Source organism: Paracoccus indicus (assembly GCF_003056335.1).
GTDB lineage: Bacteria > Pseudomonadota > Alphaproteobacteria > Rhodobacterales > Rhodobacteraceae > Paracoccus > Paracoccus indicus.
Genome location: NZ_PYWA01000002.1, coordinates 401,376 through 419,856 on the forward strand (window position 1 = coordinate 401,376; position 18,481 = coordinate 419,856).

Consider the following 18,481-nt stretch of genomic DNA (forward strand, 5'->3'; position numbering starts at 1 on the left):
GGGGCTTTTCGCCACCCCGAACCCCTGCGGGATATTTCTAGACGGTGGACGACACAAGGCCCGCGATGATCATCAGAACCGTCGCCGCAAAGCCGATCATCCAGATGATCGAACGGCCCGGCACCCAGCCCAGCACATAGGCCGGGACATAGAGGATACGGGCCAGCAGATAGATCCAGGCGCAAAGCGCGGTGAACCAGGATGCGGCACCGCCCATGGTCACCACCACCACCGCGAGGGTGAACATGATCAGCCCTTCGAAATGGTTGTTGAAGGCCCGCTGCAGGCGTCCGGCGGTTCCCTGCAGCTGGGTCGACATGTTGTCGCGCGGGCTCATGGCGGCCTTCGATCCGATCTGGCGCTGCGCCATGACGGAATAGGTCGCGAACTGGACCGTCTGCAAAAGACCGGCCAAGGCCAGAACGGTGATTTCGGCGGGCATGGTCAGACGGTCTCCAGGAAGTGGGGGGCGGATGCAGTCACGCCGGCCTGAGTCTCGAAGACCTTGGCCGCACCGGACAGGTATTCACGGGCGGATTTGGCGTCGCTGACCTGGAACAGCGCCCAGGAATGGCCGTCATCCTCTCGCCAAAGCTGCAACAGCGACAGGCCGTTGCGGCCCCTATCCTCTGCATCGGCATCGAAGGCGGTGCGGAAGGCGGTGGCGTCCTGATGGGTATAGCGAACGATCAGCTGCATGATCCATGCTCCGGTTTGAGGGGGCACATCCCGCCGCGATGTGCGGAAAACAGAACAGGCGGATGACAGGAACGCAGGTTCATGGGGCAGGGGTCCGCTGGCTGACGTCCCGTTGGATAGGCAACGGGGGCCATGTCGCCACGGCCCCCGAAGATCGGATTACAGATCCATCAGCAGGCGGCGCGGATCTTCCAGGGCTTCCTTGACGCGGACCAGGAAGGTCACGGCGCCCTTGCCGTCCACGACGCGGTGATCGTAGGACAGTGCCAGATACATCATCGGGCGGATGACGATTTCACCGCCGACGACCATCGGACGTTCCTGAATCTTGTGCATGCCCAGGATACCCGACTGCGGGGGGTTCAGAATGGGCGAGGACATTAGCGAACCATAGACGCCACCGTTCGAGATGGTGAAGGTGCCGCCCTGCATCTCGGCCATGGACAGCTTGCCGTCACGACCTTTCAGGCCAAGCGCGCCGATTTCCTTCTCGATCTCGGCAAAGCTCTTCTGGTCGGCGTCGCGGACGACGGGGACGACCAGGCCGGTCGGCGTGCCGACAGCGACGCCCATGTGGACGAAGTTCTTGTAGACGATGTCGGTGCCGTCGATCTCGGCATTGACCTCGGGGACTTCCTTCAGGGCATGGCAGCAGGCCTTCACGAAGAAGGACATGAAGCCCAGCTTGACCTTGTGCTTCTTCTCGAAGGCGTCCTTGTATTCGTTGCGCAGCTGCATGATGCCGGACATGTCGGCTTCGTTGTAGGTGGTCAGCATCGCGGCGGTGTTCTGCGCGTCCTTCAGACGGCGGGCGATGGTCTGGCGCAGGCGGGTCATCTTGACGCGCTCTTCGCGGTCGGCATCGCTGGCCGAACGGGGGGCGGCGGGTGCCTTGGCGGCAGGCGCGGGGGCGGCGGATGCCTTGGCCACGTCTTCCTTCATCACGCGACCGTCGCGGCCCGAACCCTGAACCTGGTCACGGCTGACGCCCTTTTCTGCCATGGCCTTCTTGGCCGAGGGTGCATCCTCGACATCCGAACGCAGGCGCGTTTCCTCGGGGCCGGCGTTCTTCAGCACGGTTTCCTGCGCGGTGGCGGGGGCGCTGGCCGTGCCTTCGGCCCCTTCGGTGATCAGGGCCAGCTTGGCCTTGGCATCGACCGTCGTGCCTTCCTCGGCCAGGATCTCGGCCAGGACGCCCGCAGCCAGTGCGGGAACCTCGACCGAGACCTTGTCGGTCTCCAGCTCGCACAGCATCTCGTCCATCTCGACGCGGTCGCCGGGCTTCTTGAACCAGGTGGCGACGGTGGCTTCGGTCACGCTTTCGCCCAGGGACGGAACCATCACGTCCACGGATTTGCCGGTCATCTTGTCTTGTCCTTCGGATTTTTCAGCGGGTTCGGCCTCATCGGCCTTGGGCTTGGCAGGTGCGGCGGCAGCAGTCCCCGCCTCGTCGATCTGGGCCAGAAGCGCGTCGGGGCCGACGGTCTCGCCCTCGGCTGCCACGATCTCGGCCAGGGTGCCGGCTGCGGGGCTGGGCACCTCGACTGTGACCTTGTCGGTCTCCAGCTCGCAGAGCATCTCGTCCATCTCGACGCGGTCGCCGGGCTTCTTGAACCAGGTGGCGATGGTGGCCTCGGTGACGGATTCGCCCAGTGCGGGCACGCGGACTTCGGTTGTCATCGGATCATCCTTCAAGGTTCAGTGCTTCGGCGACCAGCGCCTCTTGTTCAGCTTTATGGCGCGAGGCGAGGCCCGTCGCGACCGAGGCGGCGGCATTGCGGCCGGCATAGCGGGCGCGCGAATGTTTGGCGCCAAGGCGCTCCAGCACCCACTCCAGGTAAGGCTCGACGAAGGTCCAGCCGCCCTGGTTCTTGGGCTCTTCCTGGCACCAGATGACCTCGGCCTGCTTGAAGCGGCCCAGCTCCTTGATCATCGCCTGCGCGGGGAAGGGATAGAACTGTTCCAGGCGCAGCAGGTAGACGTCGGTGATCCCGGCCTCGTCGCGCTGCTTCAGCAGGTCATAATAGACCTTGCCCGAACAGACGACGACGCGCTTGATCTTGTCGTCGGACACCAGCTTGGTCGGGGACAGCCCGCGCTGCGCATCGTCCCACAGCACGCGGTGGAAGGTCGAACCGGTCTGGAAATCCTCGGCCTTGCTGACGGCCAGCGGGTGGCGCAGCAGCGATTTGGGCGTCATCAGCACCAGCGGCTTGCGGAAGCCCCGGTGGATCTGGCGGCGCAGGATGTGGAAATAGTTCGCGGGCGTCGTGCAGTTCGCCACGATCCAGTTGTCCTCGGCGCAACCCTGCAGGAAGCGTTCCAGGCGGGCCGAGCTGTGTTCCGGACCTTGGCCCTCGAAGCCGTGGGGCAGCAGCATGACCAGACCGGACATGCGCAGCCACTTCTTCTCGCCCGAACTGATGAACTGGTCGAACATGATCTGCGCACCGTTGGCGAAATCGCCGAACTGCGCTTCCCACATCACCAAGCTGTTCGGTTCGGCCAGCGAATAGCCGTATTCGAAGCCCAGCACCGCATATTCGGACAGCATCGAGTCGATGACCTCGTAGCGGGCCTGATCCTCGGTGATGTTGTTCAGCGGATAGTAACGTTGTTCGGTCTTCTGGTCGATGAAGGCCGAATGGCGGTGGCTGAAGGTACCGCGGGTGCTGTCCTGACCGGCCAGGCGAACACCGTGGCCTTCCGTGACCAGCGACCCGAAGGCCAGCGCCTCAGCGGTGGACCAGTCGAAGCCTTCGCCGGTTTCCAGCATCTGCTTCTTGCCTTCCAGCAGACGGCCCACGGTCTTGTGCAGGTTCATGCCTTCGGGAACCGTGGTCAGCGCGCGGCCGACCTGGGTCATCACCTCGGGCGAGATGCCGGTCTCACCCGCCACATATTCCGCACCTTCGCGCGACAGGCCGGTCCACTTGCCGTCCAGCCAGTCGGCCTTGTTGGGCTTGTAGTTCTTGCCGATCTCGAACTCTTCATTCAGATGGGCCTGGAAGGCGGACTTCATGTCCTCGATCTCGCCCTCGGGGATCAGCCCGTCGGCAACCAGTCGTTCGGTGTAAAGCTGCAGCGTGGTCTTGTGACCCTTGATGCTGTGATACATCGCCGGGTTGGTGAACATCGGCTCATCGCCTTCGTTGTGACCGAAGCGGCGATAGCAGAAGATGTCCAGAACGACGTCCTTGCGGAACTTCTGACGGAATTCGGTCGCAACCTTGGCGGCATGGACCACGGCCTCGGGGTCGTCGCCGTTCACGTGGAAGATCGGCGCCTCGACCATCAGCGCGATGTCGGTCGGATAGGGCGAGGTGCGGCTGAAATGCGGCGCGGTGGTGAAGCCGATCTGGTTGTTCACCACGATATGCATGGTGCCTCCGGTGCGGTGACCACGGATGCCCGACAGCTGCAGGCATTCGGCTACGACGCCCTGACCGGCAAATGCCGCATCGCCGTGCAGCAGGATCGGCAGGACCGAGGTGCGATCCTTGCGGTCGCCCATCTGGTCGGTCTTGGCGCGTGCCTTGCCCAGGACGACCGGGTTCACGGCTTCCAGGTGGCTGGGGTTGGCGGTCAGCGACAGGTGCACGCTGTTGCCGTCGAATTCACGGTCGCTGGATGCGCCGAGGTGGTATTTCACGTCGCCCGAACCGTCCACATCCTCGGGCTTGAAGCTGCCGCCTTGGAATTCGTGGAAGATGGCGCGATAGGGCTTGGACAGGACGTTGGCCAGAACCGACAGGCGGCCGCGGTGGGGCATGCCGATGACGATATCCTTGACGCCCAGGGCGCCGCCGCGCTTGATGATCTGCTCCATCGCGGGGATCAGGGCTTCGCCGCCGTCAAGGCCGAAGCGCTTGGTGCCCATGTATTTGACGTGCAGGAACTTCTCGAAGCCCTCGGCCTCGACCAGCTTGTTCAGGATGGCGCGGCGGCCTTCGCGGGTGAAGGCGATCTCCTTGCCGTAACCCTCGATCCGCTCCTTCAGCCAGGCGGCTTCCTCGGGGTTCGAGATGTGCATGTATTGCAGCGCGAAGGTGCCGCAATAGGTGCGCGTCATCAGGTCCGCGATCTGGCGGATCGAGGCGACCTCGAGGCCTAGCACGTTGTCGATGAAGATCGGGCGATCCATGTCCTCGGGGCCGAAGCCATAGGTCGAGGGCTTCAGCTCGCCCAGGTCGGGCACGTCACGCAGGCCAAGCGGGTCCAGCTTGGCGTGCAGATGGCCCCGGATGCGGAAGGCACGGATCAGCATCAGCGCGCGGATGCTGTCCAGCACGGCCTGACGCATCTGGTCGGTCGTCAGCTTGACGCCCTTCTCCTCGGCCTTGGCGGCAATCTTCTTGATGGCGGCATCGGCATCGCTTTTCGATGCGCCGGGCCATTCGCCGGTCAGGGCCGCGGTGGTGTCGTCCTGGGGCAGGGGCGGCCAGTCGGCGCGCTTCCAGCTGGCACCTTCGGCCTCGCGGACGGCATCGGCCTCGGCGTCGCCCAGTTCGCGGAAGAATGCATCCCACGCCTGATCGACCGCAGCCGGGTCCTTGGCCCACTGGCCGTAAAGATGTTCCACATAGGCCGCGTTATGGCCCTGCAGAAACGAGGAGTCGTGAAAATCGGAGTTTTTCGGCTGGTCGGTCATGCTGGTCCCCGTTCAGGGCAAGAAGAAGGAAATGGCGGTGTCAGGCAGGATTGTCAGGCACAGTGGATATCGAAGATTCGGGCGCCGGGATCGGCGAATGGATCGATGCGGGGCTGGTGGACAATGCGCAGCGGCGCCCGTCGTTCCAATCCGCACAGCGCCACCGCGGCCTGGCTTTCGGCATTCGGAGGTGCGGCCGAGGGCTGATAGATCACCCGCCAGCCGAAATCCCTGCGGGCCACCGTCCTGACCGAGGCGGGCGGAAGACCGCTTACCTGATGCAGGTTGGTCCGGGCAGGAATGCCGCCGGGCAGGATGTCCCCGGTCATGCGATCACCGCAGGCAGCAAGGGTCAGAAGGGCGATCAGCGACATGGGAACGCCGCGACCCGACGCCATGGGCATCAGGTTCGGCTGCGGCTCGGGGGCGCGCTCTCCGGTCACTGTCACGGTCCTTTCCCTTCGTGCCATCCGCCCCCCATACTTATGCCCGGGGGGCGGACAGTCAAATCATCAGGCCTTGATCGCCTTCAGAACGGCCTCGCCGAGGCCTGCGGGGCTGTCGGCAACCACGATCCCGGCCTTCTTCATGGCCTCGATCTTGGATTCCGCGTCGCCCTTGCCGCCCGAGACGATCGCGCCGGCATGGCCCATGCGACGGCCCGGAGGTGCGGTACGGCCCGCGATGAAGCCGGCAGTCGGCTTCCACTTGCCCTTGCGCTTCTGCTCGGCCAGGAATTCGGCGGCCTCTTCTTCGGCGGAACCGCCGATTTCGCCGATCATGATGATGGATTCGGTTTCATCATCGTCCAGGAACATCTGCAGCACGTCGATATGCTCCATGCCCTTGATCGGGTCGCCGCCGATTCCGACAGCCGAGGACTGGCCCAGACCCACGTCGGACGTCTGCTTGACGGCTTCATAGGTCAGGGTGCCCGAACGCGACACGACGCCGACCGAACCGCGACGGAAGATGCTGCCCGGCATGATGCCGATCTTGCATTCGTCCGGCGTCATGATGCCCGGGCAGTTCGGGCCGATCAGGCGCGACTTGCTGTTCATCAGGGCGCGCTTGACGCGCATCATGTCCAGAACCGGGATGCCTTCGGTGATCGCGACGATCAGCGGGATTTCCGCGTCGATGGCTTCCAGGATCGAATCCGCCGCGAACGGGGGCGGGACATAGATCACCGACGCATTGGCGCCCGTCTTCGCCACGGCCTCGTGGACCGAGTTGAAGACCGGCATGCCCAGGTGATCCTGGCCACCCTTGCCGGGCGTCACGCCGCCGACCATCTGCGTGCCATAGGCGATCGCCTGTTCGGTGTGGAAGGTGCCCTGGGATCCGGTGATCCCCTGGCAGATGACTTTGGTATTCTTGTCAACGAGAACGGCCATCATGGCCTCCTTGCGTAGGGGTGCGGCTTGGCGCACCGATGTTTCCGGCAAGCCGCGCCGTGATGGGCGCGGCCAAGAGGATCAGGCTCAGCCCTTGACCGCTTTCACGATCTTTTCGGCCGCATCCGACAAGTCGTCGGCCGCGATCACGTTCAGACCGCTGCCCGCGATGATCTCTTTGCCCAGTTCGACGTTCGTGCCTTCCAGACGGACGACCAGCGGGACCTGCAGGCCGACTTCCTTCACGGCGGCGATGATGCCCTCCGCGATGATGTCGCAGCGCATGATGCCGCCGAAGATGTTGACCAGGATGCCTTTGACGTTCTGGTCGCTGGTGATGATCTTGAAGGCCTCGGTGACCTTTTCCTTGGTGGCGCCGCCGCCGACATCCAGGAAGTTGGCAGGCTCGGCGCCCTTCAGCTTGATGATGTCCATGGTGGCCATGGCCAGGCCCGCGCCGTTCACCATGCAGCCGATCTCGCCGTCCAGCGCGATGTAGTTCAGGTCGAACTTCGAGGCTGCCAGTTCCTTGGCGTCTTCCTCGGTCTCGTCGCGCAGGGCCATGATGTCGGACTGGCGATAGAGCGCGTTGTTGTCGAAGCCCATCTTGGCGTCCAGGCACTTGATGTTGCCTTCGGGCGTCACGATCAGCGGGTTGATCTCCAGCATCTCCATGTCCTTGTCGATGAACAGGCGATACAGGTTCTTGACCAGGGCCACGCATTGCTTGACCTGCTGGCCTTCAAGGCCCAGGGCAAAGGCGACGCGGCGGCCGTGGAAGTCCGACAGGCCCGAGGCGGGATCGACGCTGAAGCTGACGATCTTCTCGGGGGTGTTGGCGGCGACTTCCTCGATGTCCATGCCACCCTCGGTGGAGGCCACGAAGGACACGCGGCTGGTCTGGCGGTCGACCAGCAGGGCCAGGTACAGCTCGCGGGCGATGTCCGAACCGTCCTCGATATAGATGCGGTTGACCTGCTTGCCGGCAGGGCCGGTCTGATGCGTGATCAGCGTGCGGCCCAGCATCTGGCGGGTCAGTTCCTCGGCTTCCTCGACCGATTTGGCCAGGCGGACGCCGCCCTTCTCACCGGCTTCGGCTTCGGCGAAATGGCCCTTGCCGCGACCACCTGCGTGGATCTGCGCCTTCACGACCCAAAGCGGGCCGTCCATCTCGCCCGCGGCGGATTTGGCTTCGTCGGCCTTGGTCACGATGCGACCTTCGCTGACGGGCGCGCCGTATTGACGCAGCAGCGCCTTGGCCTGGTATTCGTGGATGTTCATCTCGACCCCCTCATTCGGTTCGACAGATTTGGCGGTGTTGTGGCATACCTTGGGGCACCACTAAAACGATTTTCCCGTAAAATTCCAAAAAGCGGCGGGTTCCTGCTTGATGTGATCACATGAATTCTACGTGTGATCACAAAGCGCCACCCGTGCCGGTCGGCAGTTCGATTCGGATGCCGGCAGGACCGGTTCAGTTCAGCAGCAGCATGTAGAGACCGGCCCGCCCGCCGAACATCGACAGGAACCCGTCCCAATTGTCGCCGCCCACGGTCAGTCCAGGGCGGGCATAGGGCAGGGCGGCCGTTCCCTGCACCCAAGCGGTCACATCGACAGGCTGCGGGTCCTGCAGCCATTGGTTCAGATCGATCCCGAAGCCCGGGGCGAAGCGCCAGAAGGGGATCAGCATCTTGCCTTGCAGGGCCTGATCGACCTCTTCCAGCAGAGCCATCCACTGGGGTCCGGTCCCCTGCGGCAGATCGAAGCCCAGGGCTGACTTCTGGGTATCGTTCGGGATCCATTCGCGGTCGTCGTCATCCTCTTGCGCGACCAGCGTCCAGAAGTCGCGGTTGGCGGCGATCATCTGGCGCAGGTGGTCGCGGGCCTGCCGCGTCAGGGTGGGGTCGGGCTGGTGCCGCAGGGTCTGCAGGACCACGGCAACGCGGTCTATGATCGGCCCGAAGGCCTGGGCCTGCATCTGCATGTTGGGCGCCCGCGCCATCTGTCCCGGCGGTTCTGCGAATTGGCGCGTCAGCTCCTGCTGCAGGGCGATGTGATCGGCCAGCGCCGGCGTCGGGTCGAAGGCCAGCGTCAGCGAGGCGACGGTCTGGATCAGATGGGTATAGGCCCGCAACCATTCGACATCGGCGCGGTCGAAGCGGATGACACGCGGCCCCTCGGGCCGGGGCAGGCCCGCCAGGTCCGCCAGCGCCTCGGAGGGGGCGCGGCTGCCGTCGCCGTCGATGTCCAGCCAGAGGTCGTCCAGATCCAGCACCAGCGCCGCATCGTCCGTCGGCATCTGGTCGCGGGTTGCCTGCATCGCATCCGACAGATCGGTCATCAGCGTTGCGATGACATCGGCGGTCATCGGCTGCGGGTCGGGATTGGCAGGCAGGGGCGCGCCCAGCAGGGGCAGGGGCACCAGCGGGTCCGTCGCCCCGATCCGCCAGCGGGTCTGGAACGCCGTCTGCGCGGTGTGAAGGAAAGTCACGGCGGACAGCGCCATGTCTCGGTCGGGGGAGGCGGGCTGCTCGACCAGCGTCTGCGCGGTCGCGGTGATCCCGTCCCGTGCGATCATCCCCGAGGTGGTGGTGTCATCGGCAAGCGCGGGGCTTGCGATCAGTGTCATTGCAGCAAGCAGGCGGCGCATCGGGGATGTCCTGACATGGAAACGGCGCGCCAAACATGGCGCGCCGTTCCGCAAGCTGCAAGCGTCAGGCGATCACGCCAGCGAGGCGTCGATCCCCTTGCAGGCCTCGACCAGACCCTTCACGGCGTCGACCGACTTGGTGAACATGGCCTGTTCGTCCTTGTCCATGTCGATCTCGATCACGCGCTCGATGCCTTTGGCGCCGATGACGGTCGGAACGCCGACATACATGCCGTCAAGGCCGTAGGCGCCCGAGACATGGGCCGCGCAGGGCAGGACGCGCTTCTGGTCCTTCAGATAGGCCTCGGCCATCTCGATGGCACTGGTGGCGGGCGCATAGAAGGCGCTGCCGGTCTTCAGCATGCCGACGATCTCGGCGCCGCCATCACGGGTGCGCTGAACGATGGCGTCCAGCTTGTCCTGCGTGGTCCAGCCCATCTTGACCAGATCCGGCAGCGGGATGCCTGCAACGGTCGAATAGCGGGTCAGCGGGACCATGGTGTCGCCGTGGCCGCCCAGAACGAAGGCGGTGACGTCCTTCATGGACACGTCGAATTCCAGCGACAGGAAGTGGCGGAAGCGGGCCGAGTCCAGCACGCCGGCCATGCCGCAGACCTTGTTGTGGGGCAGGCCGCTGAATTCGCGCAGCGCCCAGACCATCGCGTCCAGCGGGTTGGTGATGCAGATGACGAAGGCGTCGGGGGCATGCTTGGCAATGCCCTCGCCCACGGCCTTCATGACCTTGAGGTTGATGCCCAAGAGGTCGTCGCGGCTCATGCCCGGCTTGCGGGGAACGCCTGCGGTGACGATGCAGACGTCGGCGCCCGCGATGTCGGCATAGTCGTTGGTGCCCTTCATGCGGGCGTCGAAACCCTCGGACGGACCGGATTGGGCGATGTCCAGGGCCTTGCCCTGCGGCGTGCCTTCCGAGATGTCGAACATGATGACATCACCAAGTTCCTTCATCGCGGCCAGATGGGCCAGCGTGCCGCCGATCTGCCCCGCACCGATCAGTGCGATTTTGGGTCGGGCCATGGGTAACCTCCGAATACATTATGGAATGTTGCGTGGTGGTTAAGCCGTCGCGCAATGAATCGCAAGTGTGACCTGCTGCGCTGCGGCGTTGATTGGGCTAACACTTGCCATCGGAGGCGCGCCGCGCCAAGCCTTGCACATCATGCAAGGGGGGCGTGGAATGCTGGATCTGACGGTGACGGGCTGGATTCTGGCCGTGGTGGCGGCGACGGCGGTGGGACTGTCCAAGGGTGGGCTGGCGATGGTGGGAATCATCTCGGTCCCCCTGATGTCGTTGGTCATGTCGCCGGTGCAGGCGGCGGGGCTGCTGCTACCGGTCTATGTCGTCTCGGACATCGGCGGGCTGATCGCCTTCCGGCGCAACTTCGACCGCGGCGTGTTGGTCCGGTCCCTGCCCGGGGCACTGCTGGGCATCGGCATCGGTTGGGCCACGGCGTCCATCGTGCCTGTCCGTGGGGTGACGCTGATCGTGGGCGTCATCGGCCTGGGTTTCGCGCTGAACGCGCTGATCCGGCCGCAGCTGGACAAGGCCCCGCGCCGCCCCACCTATGCCGCAGGCAGCTTTTGGGGTGGGCTTGCGGGCTATACCAGTTTCGTCAGCCACGCGGGTGCGCCGCTGTGGCAGGTCTATGCCCAGCCCTTGCGCCTGTCGCCGCTGGTCTATGCGGGCACGACGACCTGGTTCTTTGCCATCGGCAATTGGGTCAAGCTGATCCCCTATGCGCTTCTGGGCCAGCTGTCGGCGGCCAATCTGGCGACGGCTGCGGCGCTGGTGCCCGTGTCGCTGGTGGCGGTCTGGGCAGGGCTGCGGCTGGTGCGGATCATCCCGCCGCTGCTGTTCTATCGGCTGATCACATGGGGGCTGCTGATCGTCTCGGTCAGGCTGATCTGGCAGGCGCTGGCGGGCTGATGCCGCAGTGCAGCGCATTTATGCTTGCCATTTGTGGCGCCACGTTGCAGCGTGGCGCAACAATGTTACCCAGAGGATGCCATGGCCCGCCCTTACCGCTCTGTCCTGTATATCCCCGCCGCCAACGCCCGCGCGATGGAGAAGGCCCGCGCCTTGCCCGCCGATGCCATCATCTTCGACCTCGAGGATGCGGTCGCCCCCGACCAGAAGGCCGCCGCCCGCGACGCGCTGAAGCAGGCGCTGGCGCAGGACTATGGCCCGCGTGCGCGCATCCTGCGGATCAACGAGCTGGCGACCGAATGGGGCAGGGATGACGCGCTGGCCTGCGGGGGCGATCTGGCGGGCATGGTCGATGCGGTGCTGATCCCCAAGGTGGACGGCCCCGCCGATCTGGATGCCGTGGCCGATCTGATCCCCGACACCCCCCTCTGGGCGATGATGGAGACGCCCCTGGGCATGCTGAACGCCGCCGCCATCGCGGCCCATCCGCGGCTGCAGGGCATGGTGATGGGCACCAACGATCTGGCCAAGGATCTGGGGACCCGCTTTCGCGCCGACCGCCTGCCGATGATGGCGGGGCTGGGGCTGTGCCTGCTGGCGGCCAAGGCGCATGGGGTGGTCATCGTCGATGGCGTCTTCAATGCCTTCAAGGACGATGACGGGCTGCGCGCCGAATGCGATCAGGGCCGCGACATGGGCTTTGACGGCAAGACCCTGATCCACCCCGCCCAGTTGGTCATCGCGAACGAGGCCTTCGCCCCGACGGATGCGGAGATCGACCTTGCCCGCCGCCAGATCGAGGCCTTCGATCAGGCCACTGCCCAAGGCAAGGGCGTCGCCGTCGTCGACGGCAAGATCGTCGAGAACCTGCATGTCGCCACGGCGCGCGACACATTGGATCGGGCGGATGCGATTGCGGCCATGGCGCAATAGGCGCAAGGTGCGGCCAAACGCATTCCAGCAAGAGGAAGCCAGATGCTGATCCTGATCCTTGGTGTCGCCCTGTGGTGGGCCGCCCATCTGTACAAACGCGCCGCACCCGCGCAACGCGCCGCCATGGGCGGCAAGGGCCGCCAGGTGGTCACGGGGCTGCTGGTCCTTTCGGTGATCCTGATGATCGTCGGCTATCGCATGGCGGATGGCGCCTTCTTCTGGGGCCGGACGGCACCCATGACGGGCATCAACAACCTGCTGATGCTGGTCTCGATCTACCTGTTCGCGGCCAGTGGCATGAAGACACGCGTGACTGCCTATACCCGCCACCCGATGCTCTGGGGCTTTGCGCTCTGGGCCGTCGCGCATCTGCTGGTGAACGGTGATACGCCCTCGTTCATCCTGTTCGGCGGGCTGCTGGTCTGGGCCTTCGTCGAGATGCAGGTCATCAACCGCGTCTCGGATTGGGTTCGGCCCACCGGTCCCTTCCCCATGAAGAAAGAGCTGATGGCACTGGCTGGCGCGGTCATCGTGCTGCTGGTTCTTGGCGCGATCCACGGCCTTGTCGGCCCCAACCCCTTCGGAGGTGCATGATGCCCACCATCTATCGTTTCATCACCGAGGATGACACCGTGCAATTCTGCCACCGTGTCTCCGAGGCGCTCTCCAAGGGCTGGACGCTGCAGGGCGATCCTTCCATGGCCTTCGATGCCGCGCGGGGCGTCATGCGCTGCGGGCAGGCCGTCACCAAGGTGGTCGATGCCGAATACCATCCCGATATGAAGCTGGGGCAGCAATGACCAAGACCAATCCGGGCCGCTTCTTCGAGGATTACACCTTGGGGCAGGTCATCCGCCACGCCGTTCCCCGCACCCTGGCCGAAGGGGAAAGGGCGTTCTATCACGCGCTTTATCCCATGCGGCATGCACTTCATTCCTCGGATGAATTTGCGATCGCGGCGGGGCTGGATGGCAGCCCGCTGGATGATCTGCTGACCTTCCATACGGTCTTTGGCAAGACGGTCCCCGACATCAGCCTGAACGCGGTGGCGAACCTCGGCTATGCCGACGGGCGCTGGCTGCAACCGGTCTGGCCGGGCGATACGCTGCGGGCGGAAAGCCAGGTGATCGGGCTGAAGCAGAATTCGAACGGGCAATCGGGCGTGGTCTGGGTGCGGACGCGCGGGTTGAACCAGGTGGATGAGCCGGTGCTGGAATTTGTCCGTTGGGTCATGGTGCGCAAGCGCAATCCCGGCAGCCCCGCGCCGGAAACCGTCGTCCCCGATCTGCCCGACGCCGTGGATGCCGCCGATCTGGCCATCCCCGAGGCGCTGGACTTCAGCGACTATGACTTCAGCCTTGCGGGCGAGCCGCATTGCTGGGGCGATTACGCCATCGGCGAACGCATCGACCACGTCGATGGCGTCACCGTCGAGGAGGCCGAGCATATGTTGGCCACGCGCCTCTGGCAGAACACCGCCAAGGTGCATTTCGACGCCACCAACCGCGATGATGGCCGCCGCCTGATCTATGGCGGGCATGTCATCAGCATGGCGCGGGCGCTGTCCTTCAACGGTTTGGCCAATGCGCAGATGATCGTGGCGCTGAACGGCGGCGCCCATGCCAACCCCTGTTTTGCGGGCGACACCATCCGCGCCTGGTCCGAGGTGCTGGACAAGGCCGAGACCGGGACCCCCGGCGTCGGTGCCATCCGCCTGCGCCTGGTCGCCACCAAGGGCGACAGCGCGCAGTTCACCCTGCGTGGCGCGGACGGTAAATACGCCCCCGAGGTGCTGCTGGATCTGGATTACTGGGCGCTGATGCCCATGAACGGCGATTCAGTTCACTAGGACCTGCAGCCATGTGATCACACGCGTTGCCCGTGTGATCACAAAGGCGGAAATCCGCGGCATTTCACCGCGCGGGGTGGTATCTCTCCGTGACAGGTGACAGTATCACGATCAATAAAGACGCCAATCGCCAGCCCGCGCGGCCAGCCCACGTCAGTCATCGGGCACCTGCGACGGGACATGCCAGAACCGACATAGGAGGGCCGACCATGGCCGACGTGAACCGGGGTAACCGGCCGCTTTCCCCCCACCTTCAGGTCTATCGTCTGCCGTTGCCGGCAATCACGTCCATCATGACGCGCATCACCGGCCACGCGCTGGTCGCGGGCATCCTGCTGCTGGTCTGGTGGCTGGTCGCCGCCGTCAGCAGCCCCGGCGCCTTCGCCGCCGCCGACTGGCTGGTGCGGTCCTGGCTCGGCTTCCTGATCCTGACGGCCTCGGCATGGGCGCTGTGGTTCCACGCACTGTCGGGTATCCGCCACCTGTTCTACGATCAGGGCCTGGGCCTGGAAATCGAGGAGGCCAAGAAGGCTTCCTGGGCAATCATCATCGGTTCGGTCGCGTTGACGCTGCTTAGCCTGATCATCTTCTTCATCAGCTGAGGCGAGGGACATCATGCGCTATATCACCCCACGCAAGGCCGCCGCAGGTCTGGGCTCGGCCCGCTCGGGCACCGCACATCACTGGCAGATGACCGTCAGCAGCTATGCGCTGGTCATCCTGACGCCGCTGTTCATGATCGCCGTCGGCGGCGCCATCGGCCTGCCGCAGGACGCGGTCGCGGCACACTTCGGCCGCCCGTTCCCCGGCATCATCACCGCGCTGTTCATCGTCGTGGGCATGATCCACTTCATCAAGGGCACGCGGATCATGATCGACGACTACGTTTATGGCTCGGCCAACAAGCTGGCGATCATCGCTTCGAACATCTTCGGGTGGGGCGTCATCGCCGCCGCGATCTTTGCGCTGGCAAAGATGGCCTTCACCACCCCCGCGATCTGAGGACGACATGGCTGCATACGAAATCCAAACGCATGAATATGACGTCGTCGTGGTGGGCGCCGGTGGCGCAGGGCTGCGCGCGACGCTTGGCATGGCCGAACAGGGCCTGCGCACGGCCTGCGTGACCAAGGTCTTCCCGACCCGTTCGCATACCGTCGCCGCACAGGGCGGCATTGCCGCCTCGCTGTCCAACATGGGCCCCGACAACTGGCAGTGGCACATGTACGACACCGTCAAGGGGTCGGACTGGCTGGGCGATACCGACGCCATGGAATACCTGGCGCGCGAGGCCCCCAAGGCCGTCTACGAGCTGGAACATTACGGCGTTCCCTTCAGCCGCACCGAGGATGGCCGCATCTATCAGCGCCCCTTCGGCGGTCACACCACCGAATTCGGCGAAGGCCCCCCGGTGCAGCGCACCTGCGCCGCCGCCGACCGCACGGGCCACGCCATCCTGCACACGCTCTATGGCCAGTCGCTGAAGCATAACGCGGAATTCTTCATCGAGTATTTCGCGCTGGACCTGATCATCACCGATGGCCGCTGCACCGGTGTCGTCTGCTGGAAGCTGGACGACGGCACCATGCATGTCTTCAACGCCAAGATGGTGGTGCTGGCGACGGGCGGCTATGGCCGCGCCTATTTCAGCGCGACCAGCGCCCATACCTGCACCGGCGACGGCGGCGGCATGGTTGCCCGCGCGGGCCTGCCCCTGCAGGACATGGAGTTCGTGCAGTTCCACCCGACCGGCATCTATGGTTCGGGCTGCCTGATCACCGAAGGCGCGCGGGGCGAGGGCGGTTACCTGACCAACTCGGAAGGCGAGCGGTTCATGGAACGCTATGCGCCGACCTACAAGGATCTGGCCAGCCGCGACGTCGTCAGCCGCTGCATGACCATGGAGATCCGTGAAGGCCGCGGCGTCGGCGGCGAACAGGACCACATCTTCCTGAACCTGATGCACCTGCCGCCCGAAAGCCTGGCCGAGCGTCTGCCAGGCATCAGTGAATCGGCCAAGATCTTTGCCGGTGTCGATGTCACCAAGCAGCCGATCCCGGTGATCCCGACCGTGCATTACAACATGGGCGGCATTCCGACGAACTATTGGGGCGAGGTGCTTGCACCCACGGAAGAAAACCCCGACGCGACCTTCCCCGGCCTGATGGCCGTGGGCGAGGCAGGCTGCGCATCGGTCCATGGCGCGAACCGCCTCGGCTCGAACAGCCTGATTGACTTGGTGGTCTTCGGTCGTGCCGCAGCCATCCGCGCGGGCGACGTGATCGACCGCGAAGGTCCGATCCCTTCGACCGACCAGTCGCAGGTGGACAAGGCCCTGGCCCGCTTCGATGCGCTGCGTTACGCGGACGGCTCGATCTCGACTGCGGAACTGCGCGACCAGATGCAGCGCACCATGCAGGCCGATGCCGCCGTCTTCCGCACCGACAAGACCCTGGCCGAAGGCGTCGAGAAGATGGAGGCCATCGCCGCCAAGATGGACGACATCAAGGTCACGGATCGCGGTCTGATCTGGAACACCGACCTGATGGAAACGCTGGAGCTGACGAACCTGATGCCCAACGCGCTTGCGACCATCGTCGCGGCCGAGGCACGCAAGGAAAGCCGCGGCGCCCATGCCCACGAAGACTACCCCGAGCGGGATGACGCCACCTGGCGCAAGCATTCGCTTGCACGCATCGACGGGAACAAGGTTAAACTGGACTATCGTCCCGTCCATCTTGATCCGCTGACGACCACGGAAGAGGGCGGCATCGACATGAACAAGATCGCTCCGAAGAAAAGGGTTTACTGATGCGTTTCAATCTTATCGCGGCCATCGGCCTTTCCGCCGTCACGCTGGCCGGTTGCGTGGCTCCGGTTCCCGTCGCGGGTCCGGCCGTTCCCTCGGCCCCCACCGCCACGCCGGCCACGCCGACGGTACTGGACGCGGCCTCGCGCCAGGTCGCCCGCAATGTCGTCAACTCCGAGATGCAGAAGCGTCTGCCGGGCGTCAACGTCGCGCCCTATACCGATTGCGTGGTGAACAACGCCACCACCGCCGAGATGATCGACATCGCGCAGATGTCGCGCGCCGGTGCCAGCGGAACGGCCGACAGCGTCGCCTCGATCGTCTCGCGTCCTGCCACGACGCAATGCATCGCGGCCGCGGCACGCACGGCCTGATGGCATGAGCATGCAGGCAACCCCCTGGGCCGTGGTTCCGCTGCTGGCGGTGCTTTCGGCCTGTGGTCCGATCCGGGTGGATCAGGCCGAGAGGGTTTGCCTGCGCGACGCCGATCTGGCCCGCGCGCCACGCACCGACGTGACGGTGGGCATCGGCACGGGTTCGGGCGGAACACAGGGTTTCGGCCGGATCGGCATGCAGATCAGCGGCGATTACTTGGCGGGGCGCGATCCGGCGCAGGTCTTCGATCGCTGCGTGATGCGCCGCTCGGGCCAGATGCCGCAGCGCGCTCTGGCCGATCAACCCGGTTGGCGGGGGCGTATCTGATGTCGCGGGACGGGGCAGGGCGCAGGCTGGTGCTGCATCTTGGCGTGCAGAAGACCGGCACGACATCGTTGCAGCGGTTCCTGAAGCTGAACGCGGACACCTTGTCCGACCTGCTGGTGATCCGCACCCCCGAGGAAGGCACTCCGATGCGCCCCTTGGGTCGCGCCGCCATCGCCGCCAGCCTGGGCGACAGCCACGATCTGCGAAAGGCGCTGAAGGTCGCTTTCGAGGATGTGCTGGACGGCCTGCCGGATGGTCCGCAGACGGTGCTGATCAGTCACGAAAATCTTGCCGGGGCGATGCCGGGCAACGGTGGCGAGACGCGGCTCTACCCGGCCCTGCCGCAGATGCTGCAGCAGTTGGACAAAGTCGCGCGGGCGCGCGGTTTTGATGCGCATTTCGTCTTCTATACCCGCCGGATGCAGGCGTGGAAGTCCTCGGTCTGGGCGCAGGCCGTCCGCACCGACGGCTATGCCGGCACGCGGGCCGAGTTCATGGCCCAGGTCGAGGGCCTGCCGGGCTGGGGCGATCTGGAACGGCGGCTGGCCAAGCAGCTGGGCGCCGACCGCGTGACCCGGCTTGCGCTGGAGGCCGAGACCGATCCCGACCGGCCCGGGCTGCAATTGCTGGCCCTTGCCGGCATTCCCGCGGATCGTGCCGCAGCCCTGGCACCGCTGCAATCGCGCGGGATGGAGCGTCTGAACGACGGCTCGACCGAATTTCTTCGCCGGCTCAACGGGCTGGCGCTCAACCCCCATGCGCGGGGCCGGATCGTCGATCTGGTGACGCGTTCGCAACACCTGTTCACGGCTGACATGCCGTCCGAAGGCACTCTCTGAAAGGAGC

Annotated in this window: 20 protein-coding genes; 11 read left to right on the plus strand and 9 right to left on the minus strand. The window is 65.1% G+C overall.

Annotated features, from left to right (window positions below; all coding sequences use genetic code 11):
• Positions 1-37: 37 nt before the first annotated feature.
• The 9 genes from DDE75_RS04890 to mdh form a co-directional block, all read right to left on the minus strand.
• Positions 38-442 carry an MAPEG family protein gene (locus DDE75_RS04890; protein WP_108501240.1) on the minus strand — a complete coding sequence of 135 codons (405 nt, stop codon included), beginning with the start codon at positions 440-442 and terminating at the stop codon, positions 38-40.
• A 2-nt stretch (positions 443-444) separates the two neighbouring features.
• Positions 445-699, minus strand: coding sequence for a hypothetical protein (locus tag DDE75_RS04895; RefSeq protein WP_108501241.1), 255 nt, complete (start codon positions 697-699; stop codon positions 445-447).
• Positions 700-858: 159 nt separating this feature from the next.
• Complete coding sequence (odhB, locus tag DDE75_RS04900; RefSeq protein WP_108501242.1) at positions 859-2,379, minus strand: 2-oxoglutarate dehydrogenase complex dihydrolipoyllysine-residue succinyltransferase; 1,521 nt, start codon at positions 2,377-2,379, stop codon at positions 859-861.
• Positions 2,380-2,383: 4 nt separating this feature from the next.
• A complete protein-coding gene (locus tag DDE75_RS04905) occupies positions 2,384-5,350 on the minus strand; it encodes a 2-oxoglutarate dehydrogenase E1 component (protein WP_108501243.1) in 2,967 nt (988 codons plus the stop codon).
• A gap of 53 nt (positions 5,351-5,403) precedes the next feature.
• Positions 5,404-5,793, minus strand: a complete 390-nt coding sequence (locus DDE75_RS04910) for a hypothetical protein (RefSeq protein ID WP_162798899.1) — start codon at positions 5,791-5,793, stop codon at positions 5,404-5,406.
• A 69-nt stretch (positions 5,794-5,862) separates the two neighbouring features.
• The gene (gene sucD, locus DDE75_RS04915; RefSeq protein ID WP_108501361.1) at positions 5,863-6,747 is read right to left on the minus strand and encodes a succinate--CoA ligase subunit alpha; all 885 of its coding nucleotides are present in this window, start codon (positions 6,745-6,747) and stop codon (positions 5,863-5,865) included.
• 87 nt (positions 6,748-6,834) lie between these two features.
• On the minus strand, positions 6,835-8,028 hold the full coding sequence (gene sucC / locus DDE75_RS04920) for an ADP-forming succinate--CoA ligase subunit beta (protein WP_108501245.1): 1,194 nt from the start codon (positions 8,026-8,028) through the stop codon (positions 6,835-6,837).
• Between the two features lie 193 nt (positions 8,029-8,221).
• Complete coding sequence (locus tag DDE75_RS04925; RefSeq protein ID WP_162798900.1) at positions 8,222-9,376, minus strand: hypothetical protein; 1,155 nt, start codon at positions 9,374-9,376, stop codon at positions 8,222-8,224.
• 93 nt (positions 9,377-9,469) lie between these two features.
• Complete coding sequence (gene mdh, locus DDE75_RS04930) at positions 9,470-10,432, minus strand: malate dehydrogenase (RefSeq protein WP_108501247.1); 963 nt, start codon at positions 10,430-10,432, stop codon at positions 9,470-9,472.
• A 160-nt stretch (positions 10,433-10,592) separates the two neighbouring features.
• On the opposite strand from mdh, the gene DDE75_RS04935 reads away from it, so the two are divergent.
• The 11 genes from DDE75_RS04935 (at position 10,593) to DDE75_RS04985 (ending at position 18,474) form a co-directional block, all read left to right on the plus strand.
• Positions 10,593-11,342 carry a sulfite exporter TauE/SafE family protein gene (locus DDE75_RS04935; protein ID WP_162798901.1) on the plus strand — a complete coding sequence of 250 codons (750 nt, stop codon included), beginning with the start codon at positions 10,593-10,595 and terminating at the stop codon, positions 11,340-11,342.
• A gap of 81 nt (positions 11,343-11,423) precedes the next feature.
• Complete coding sequence (locus tag DDE75_RS04940) at positions 11,424-12,275, plus strand: HpcH/HpaI aldolase/citrate lyase family protein (protein WP_108501248.1); 852 nt, start codon at positions 11,424-11,426, stop codon at positions 12,273-12,275.
• 42 nt (positions 12,276-12,317) lie between these two features.
• Entirely contained in the window at positions 12,318-12,869 is a 552-nt protein-coding gene (locus DDE75_RS04945) for an NnrU family protein (protein WP_108501249.1), read from the plus strand.
• Positions 12,869-13,075, plus strand: a complete 207-nt coding sequence (locus tag DDE75_RS04950; RefSeq protein ID WP_108501363.1) for a DUF1737 domain-containing protein — start codon at positions 12,869-12,871, stop codon at positions 13,073-13,075. The genes DDE75_RS04945 and DDE75_RS04950 overlap by 1 nt, the downstream gene beginning before the upstream one ends.
• Positions 13,072-14,124, plus strand: a complete 1,053-nt coding sequence (locus DDE75_RS04955; RefSeq protein WP_108501250.1) for a MaoC family dehydratase — start codon at positions 13,072-13,074, stop codon at positions 14,122-14,124. Before DDE75_RS04950 ends, DDE75_RS04955 begins: the two co-directional genes overlap by 4 nt.
• A 209-nt stretch (positions 14,125-14,333) precedes the next feature.
• The gene (gene sdhC, locus DDE75_RS04960) at positions 14,334-14,726 is read left to right on the plus strand and encodes a succinate dehydrogenase, cytochrome b556 subunit (RefSeq protein ID WP_108501251.1); all 393 of its coding nucleotides are present in this window, start codon (positions 14,334-14,336) and stop codon (positions 14,724-14,726) included.
• Positions 14,727-14,739: 13 nt separating this feature from the next.
• Positions 14,740-15,126 (plus strand): succinate dehydrogenase, hydrophobic membrane anchor protein, encoded by a 387-nt coding sequence (locus DDE75_RS04965; RefSeq protein ID WP_108501252.1) that lies wholly within the window; start codon positions 14,740-14,742, stop codon positions 15,124-15,126.
• Positions 15,127-15,133: 7 nt separating this feature from the next.
• A complete protein-coding gene (gene sdhA, locus DDE75_RS04970) occupies positions 15,134-16,936 on the plus strand; it encodes a succinate dehydrogenase flavoprotein subunit (protein WP_108501253.1) in 1,803 nt (600 codons plus the stop codon).
• Positions 16,936-17,307 carry a hypothetical protein gene (locus DDE75_RS04975; RefSeq protein ID WP_108501254.1) on the plus strand — a complete coding sequence of 124 codons (372 nt, stop codon included), beginning with the start codon at positions 16,936-16,938 and terminating at the stop codon, positions 17,305-17,307. Before sdhA ends, DDE75_RS04975 begins: the two co-directional genes overlap by 1 nt.
• Before the next feature lie 4 nt (positions 17,308-17,311).
• Positions 17,312-17,635 (plus strand): hypothetical protein, encoded by a 324-nt coding sequence (locus tag DDE75_RS04980; RefSeq protein WP_245894626.1) that lies wholly within the window; start codon positions 17,312-17,314, stop codon positions 17,633-17,635.
• Positions 17,635-18,474 carry a hypothetical protein gene (locus DDE75_RS04985; RefSeq protein WP_108501255.1) on the plus strand — a complete coding sequence of 280 codons (840 nt, stop codon included), beginning with the start codon at positions 17,635-17,637 and terminating at the stop codon, positions 18,472-18,474. Before DDE75_RS04980 ends, DDE75_RS04985 begins: the two co-directional genes overlap by 1 nt.
• The last annotated feature ends 7 nt before the right edge of the window (positions 18,475-18,481 follow it).

What these genes read in the sequence shown, in the direction of transcription:
- sdhA (WP_108501253.1), top strand. Translation starts at nt 15,134, where the DNA reads ATGGCTGCATACGAAATCCAAACGCATGAATATGACGTCGTCGTGGTG.
- DDE75_RS04965 (WP_108501252.1), top strand. Translation starts at nt 14,740, where the DNA reads ATGCGCTATATCACCCCACGCAAGGCCGCCGCAGGTCTGGGCTCGGCC.
- DDE75_RS04940 (WP_108501248.1), top strand. Translation starts at nt 11,424, where the DNA reads ATGGCCCGCCCTTACCGCTCTGTCCTGTATATCCCCGCCGCCAACGCC.
- DDE75_RS04895 (WP_108501241.1), bottom strand. Translation starts at nt 699, where the DNA reads ATGCAGCTGATCGTTCGCTATACCCATCAGGACGCCACCGCCTTCCGC.
- DDE75_RS04890 (WP_108501240.1), bottom strand. Translation starts at nt 442, where the DNA reads ATGCCCGCCGAAATCACCGTTCTGGCCTTGGCCGGTCTTTTGCAGACG.
- DDE75_RS04975 (WP_108501254.1), top strand. Translation starts at nt 16,936, where the DNA reads ATGCGTTTCAATCTTATCGCGGCCATCGGCCTTTCCGCCGTCACGCTG.
- DDE75_RS04955 (WP_108501250.1), top strand. Translation starts at nt 13,072, where the DNA reads ATGACCAAGACCAATCCGGGCCGCTTCTTCGAGGATTACACCTTGGGG.
- sdhC (WP_108501251.1), top strand. Translation starts at nt 14,334, where the DNA reads ATGGCCGACGTGAACCGGGGTAACCGGCCGCTTTCCCCCCACCTTCAG.
- DDE75_RS04985 (WP_108501255.1), top strand. Translation starts at nt 17,635, where the DNA reads ATGTCGCGGGACGGGGCAGGGCGCAGGCTGGTGCTGCATCTTGGCGTG.
- sucD (WP_108501361.1), bottom strand. Translation starts at nt 6,747, where the DNA reads ATGGCCGTTCTCGTTGACAAGAATACCAAAGTCATCTGCCAGGGGATC.
- sucC (WP_108501245.1), bottom strand. Translation starts at nt 8,028, where the DNA reads ATGAACATCCACGAATACCAGGCCAAGGCGCTGCTGCGTCAATACGGC.
- DDE75_RS04945 (WP_108501249.1), top strand. Translation starts at nt 12,318, where the DNA reads ATGCTGATCCTGATCCTTGGTGTCGCCCTGTGGTGGGCCGCCCATCTG.
- DDE75_RS04905 (WP_108501243.1), bottom strand. Translation starts at nt 5,350, where the DNA reads ATGACCGACCAGCCGAAAAACTCCGATTTTCACGACTCCTCGTTTCTG.
- mdh (WP_108501247.1), bottom strand. Translation starts at nt 10,432, where the DNA reads ATGGCCCGACCCAAAATCGCACTGATCGGTGCGGGGCAGATCGGCGGC.
- DDE75_RS04980 (WP_245894626.1), top strand. Translation starts at nt 17,312, where the DNA reads ATGAGCATGCAGGCAACCCCCTGGGCCGTGGTTCCGCTGCTGGCGGTG.
- DDE75_RS04950 (WP_108501363.1), top strand. Translation starts at nt 12,869, where the DNA reads ATGCCCACCATCTATCGTTTCATCACCGAGGATGACACCGTGCAATTC.
- DDE75_RS04925 (WP_162798900.1), bottom strand. Translation starts at nt 9,376, where the DNA reads ATGACACTGATCGCAAGCCCCGCGCTTGCCGATGACACCACCACCTCG.
- odhB (WP_108501242.1), bottom strand. Translation starts at nt 2,379, where the DNA reads ATGACAACCGAAGTCCGCGTGCCCGCACTGGGCGAATCCGTCACCGAG.
- DDE75_RS04935 (WP_162798901.1), top strand. Translation starts at nt 10,593, where the DNA reads ATGCTGGATCTGACGGTGACGGGCTGGATTCTGGCCGTGGTGGCGGCG.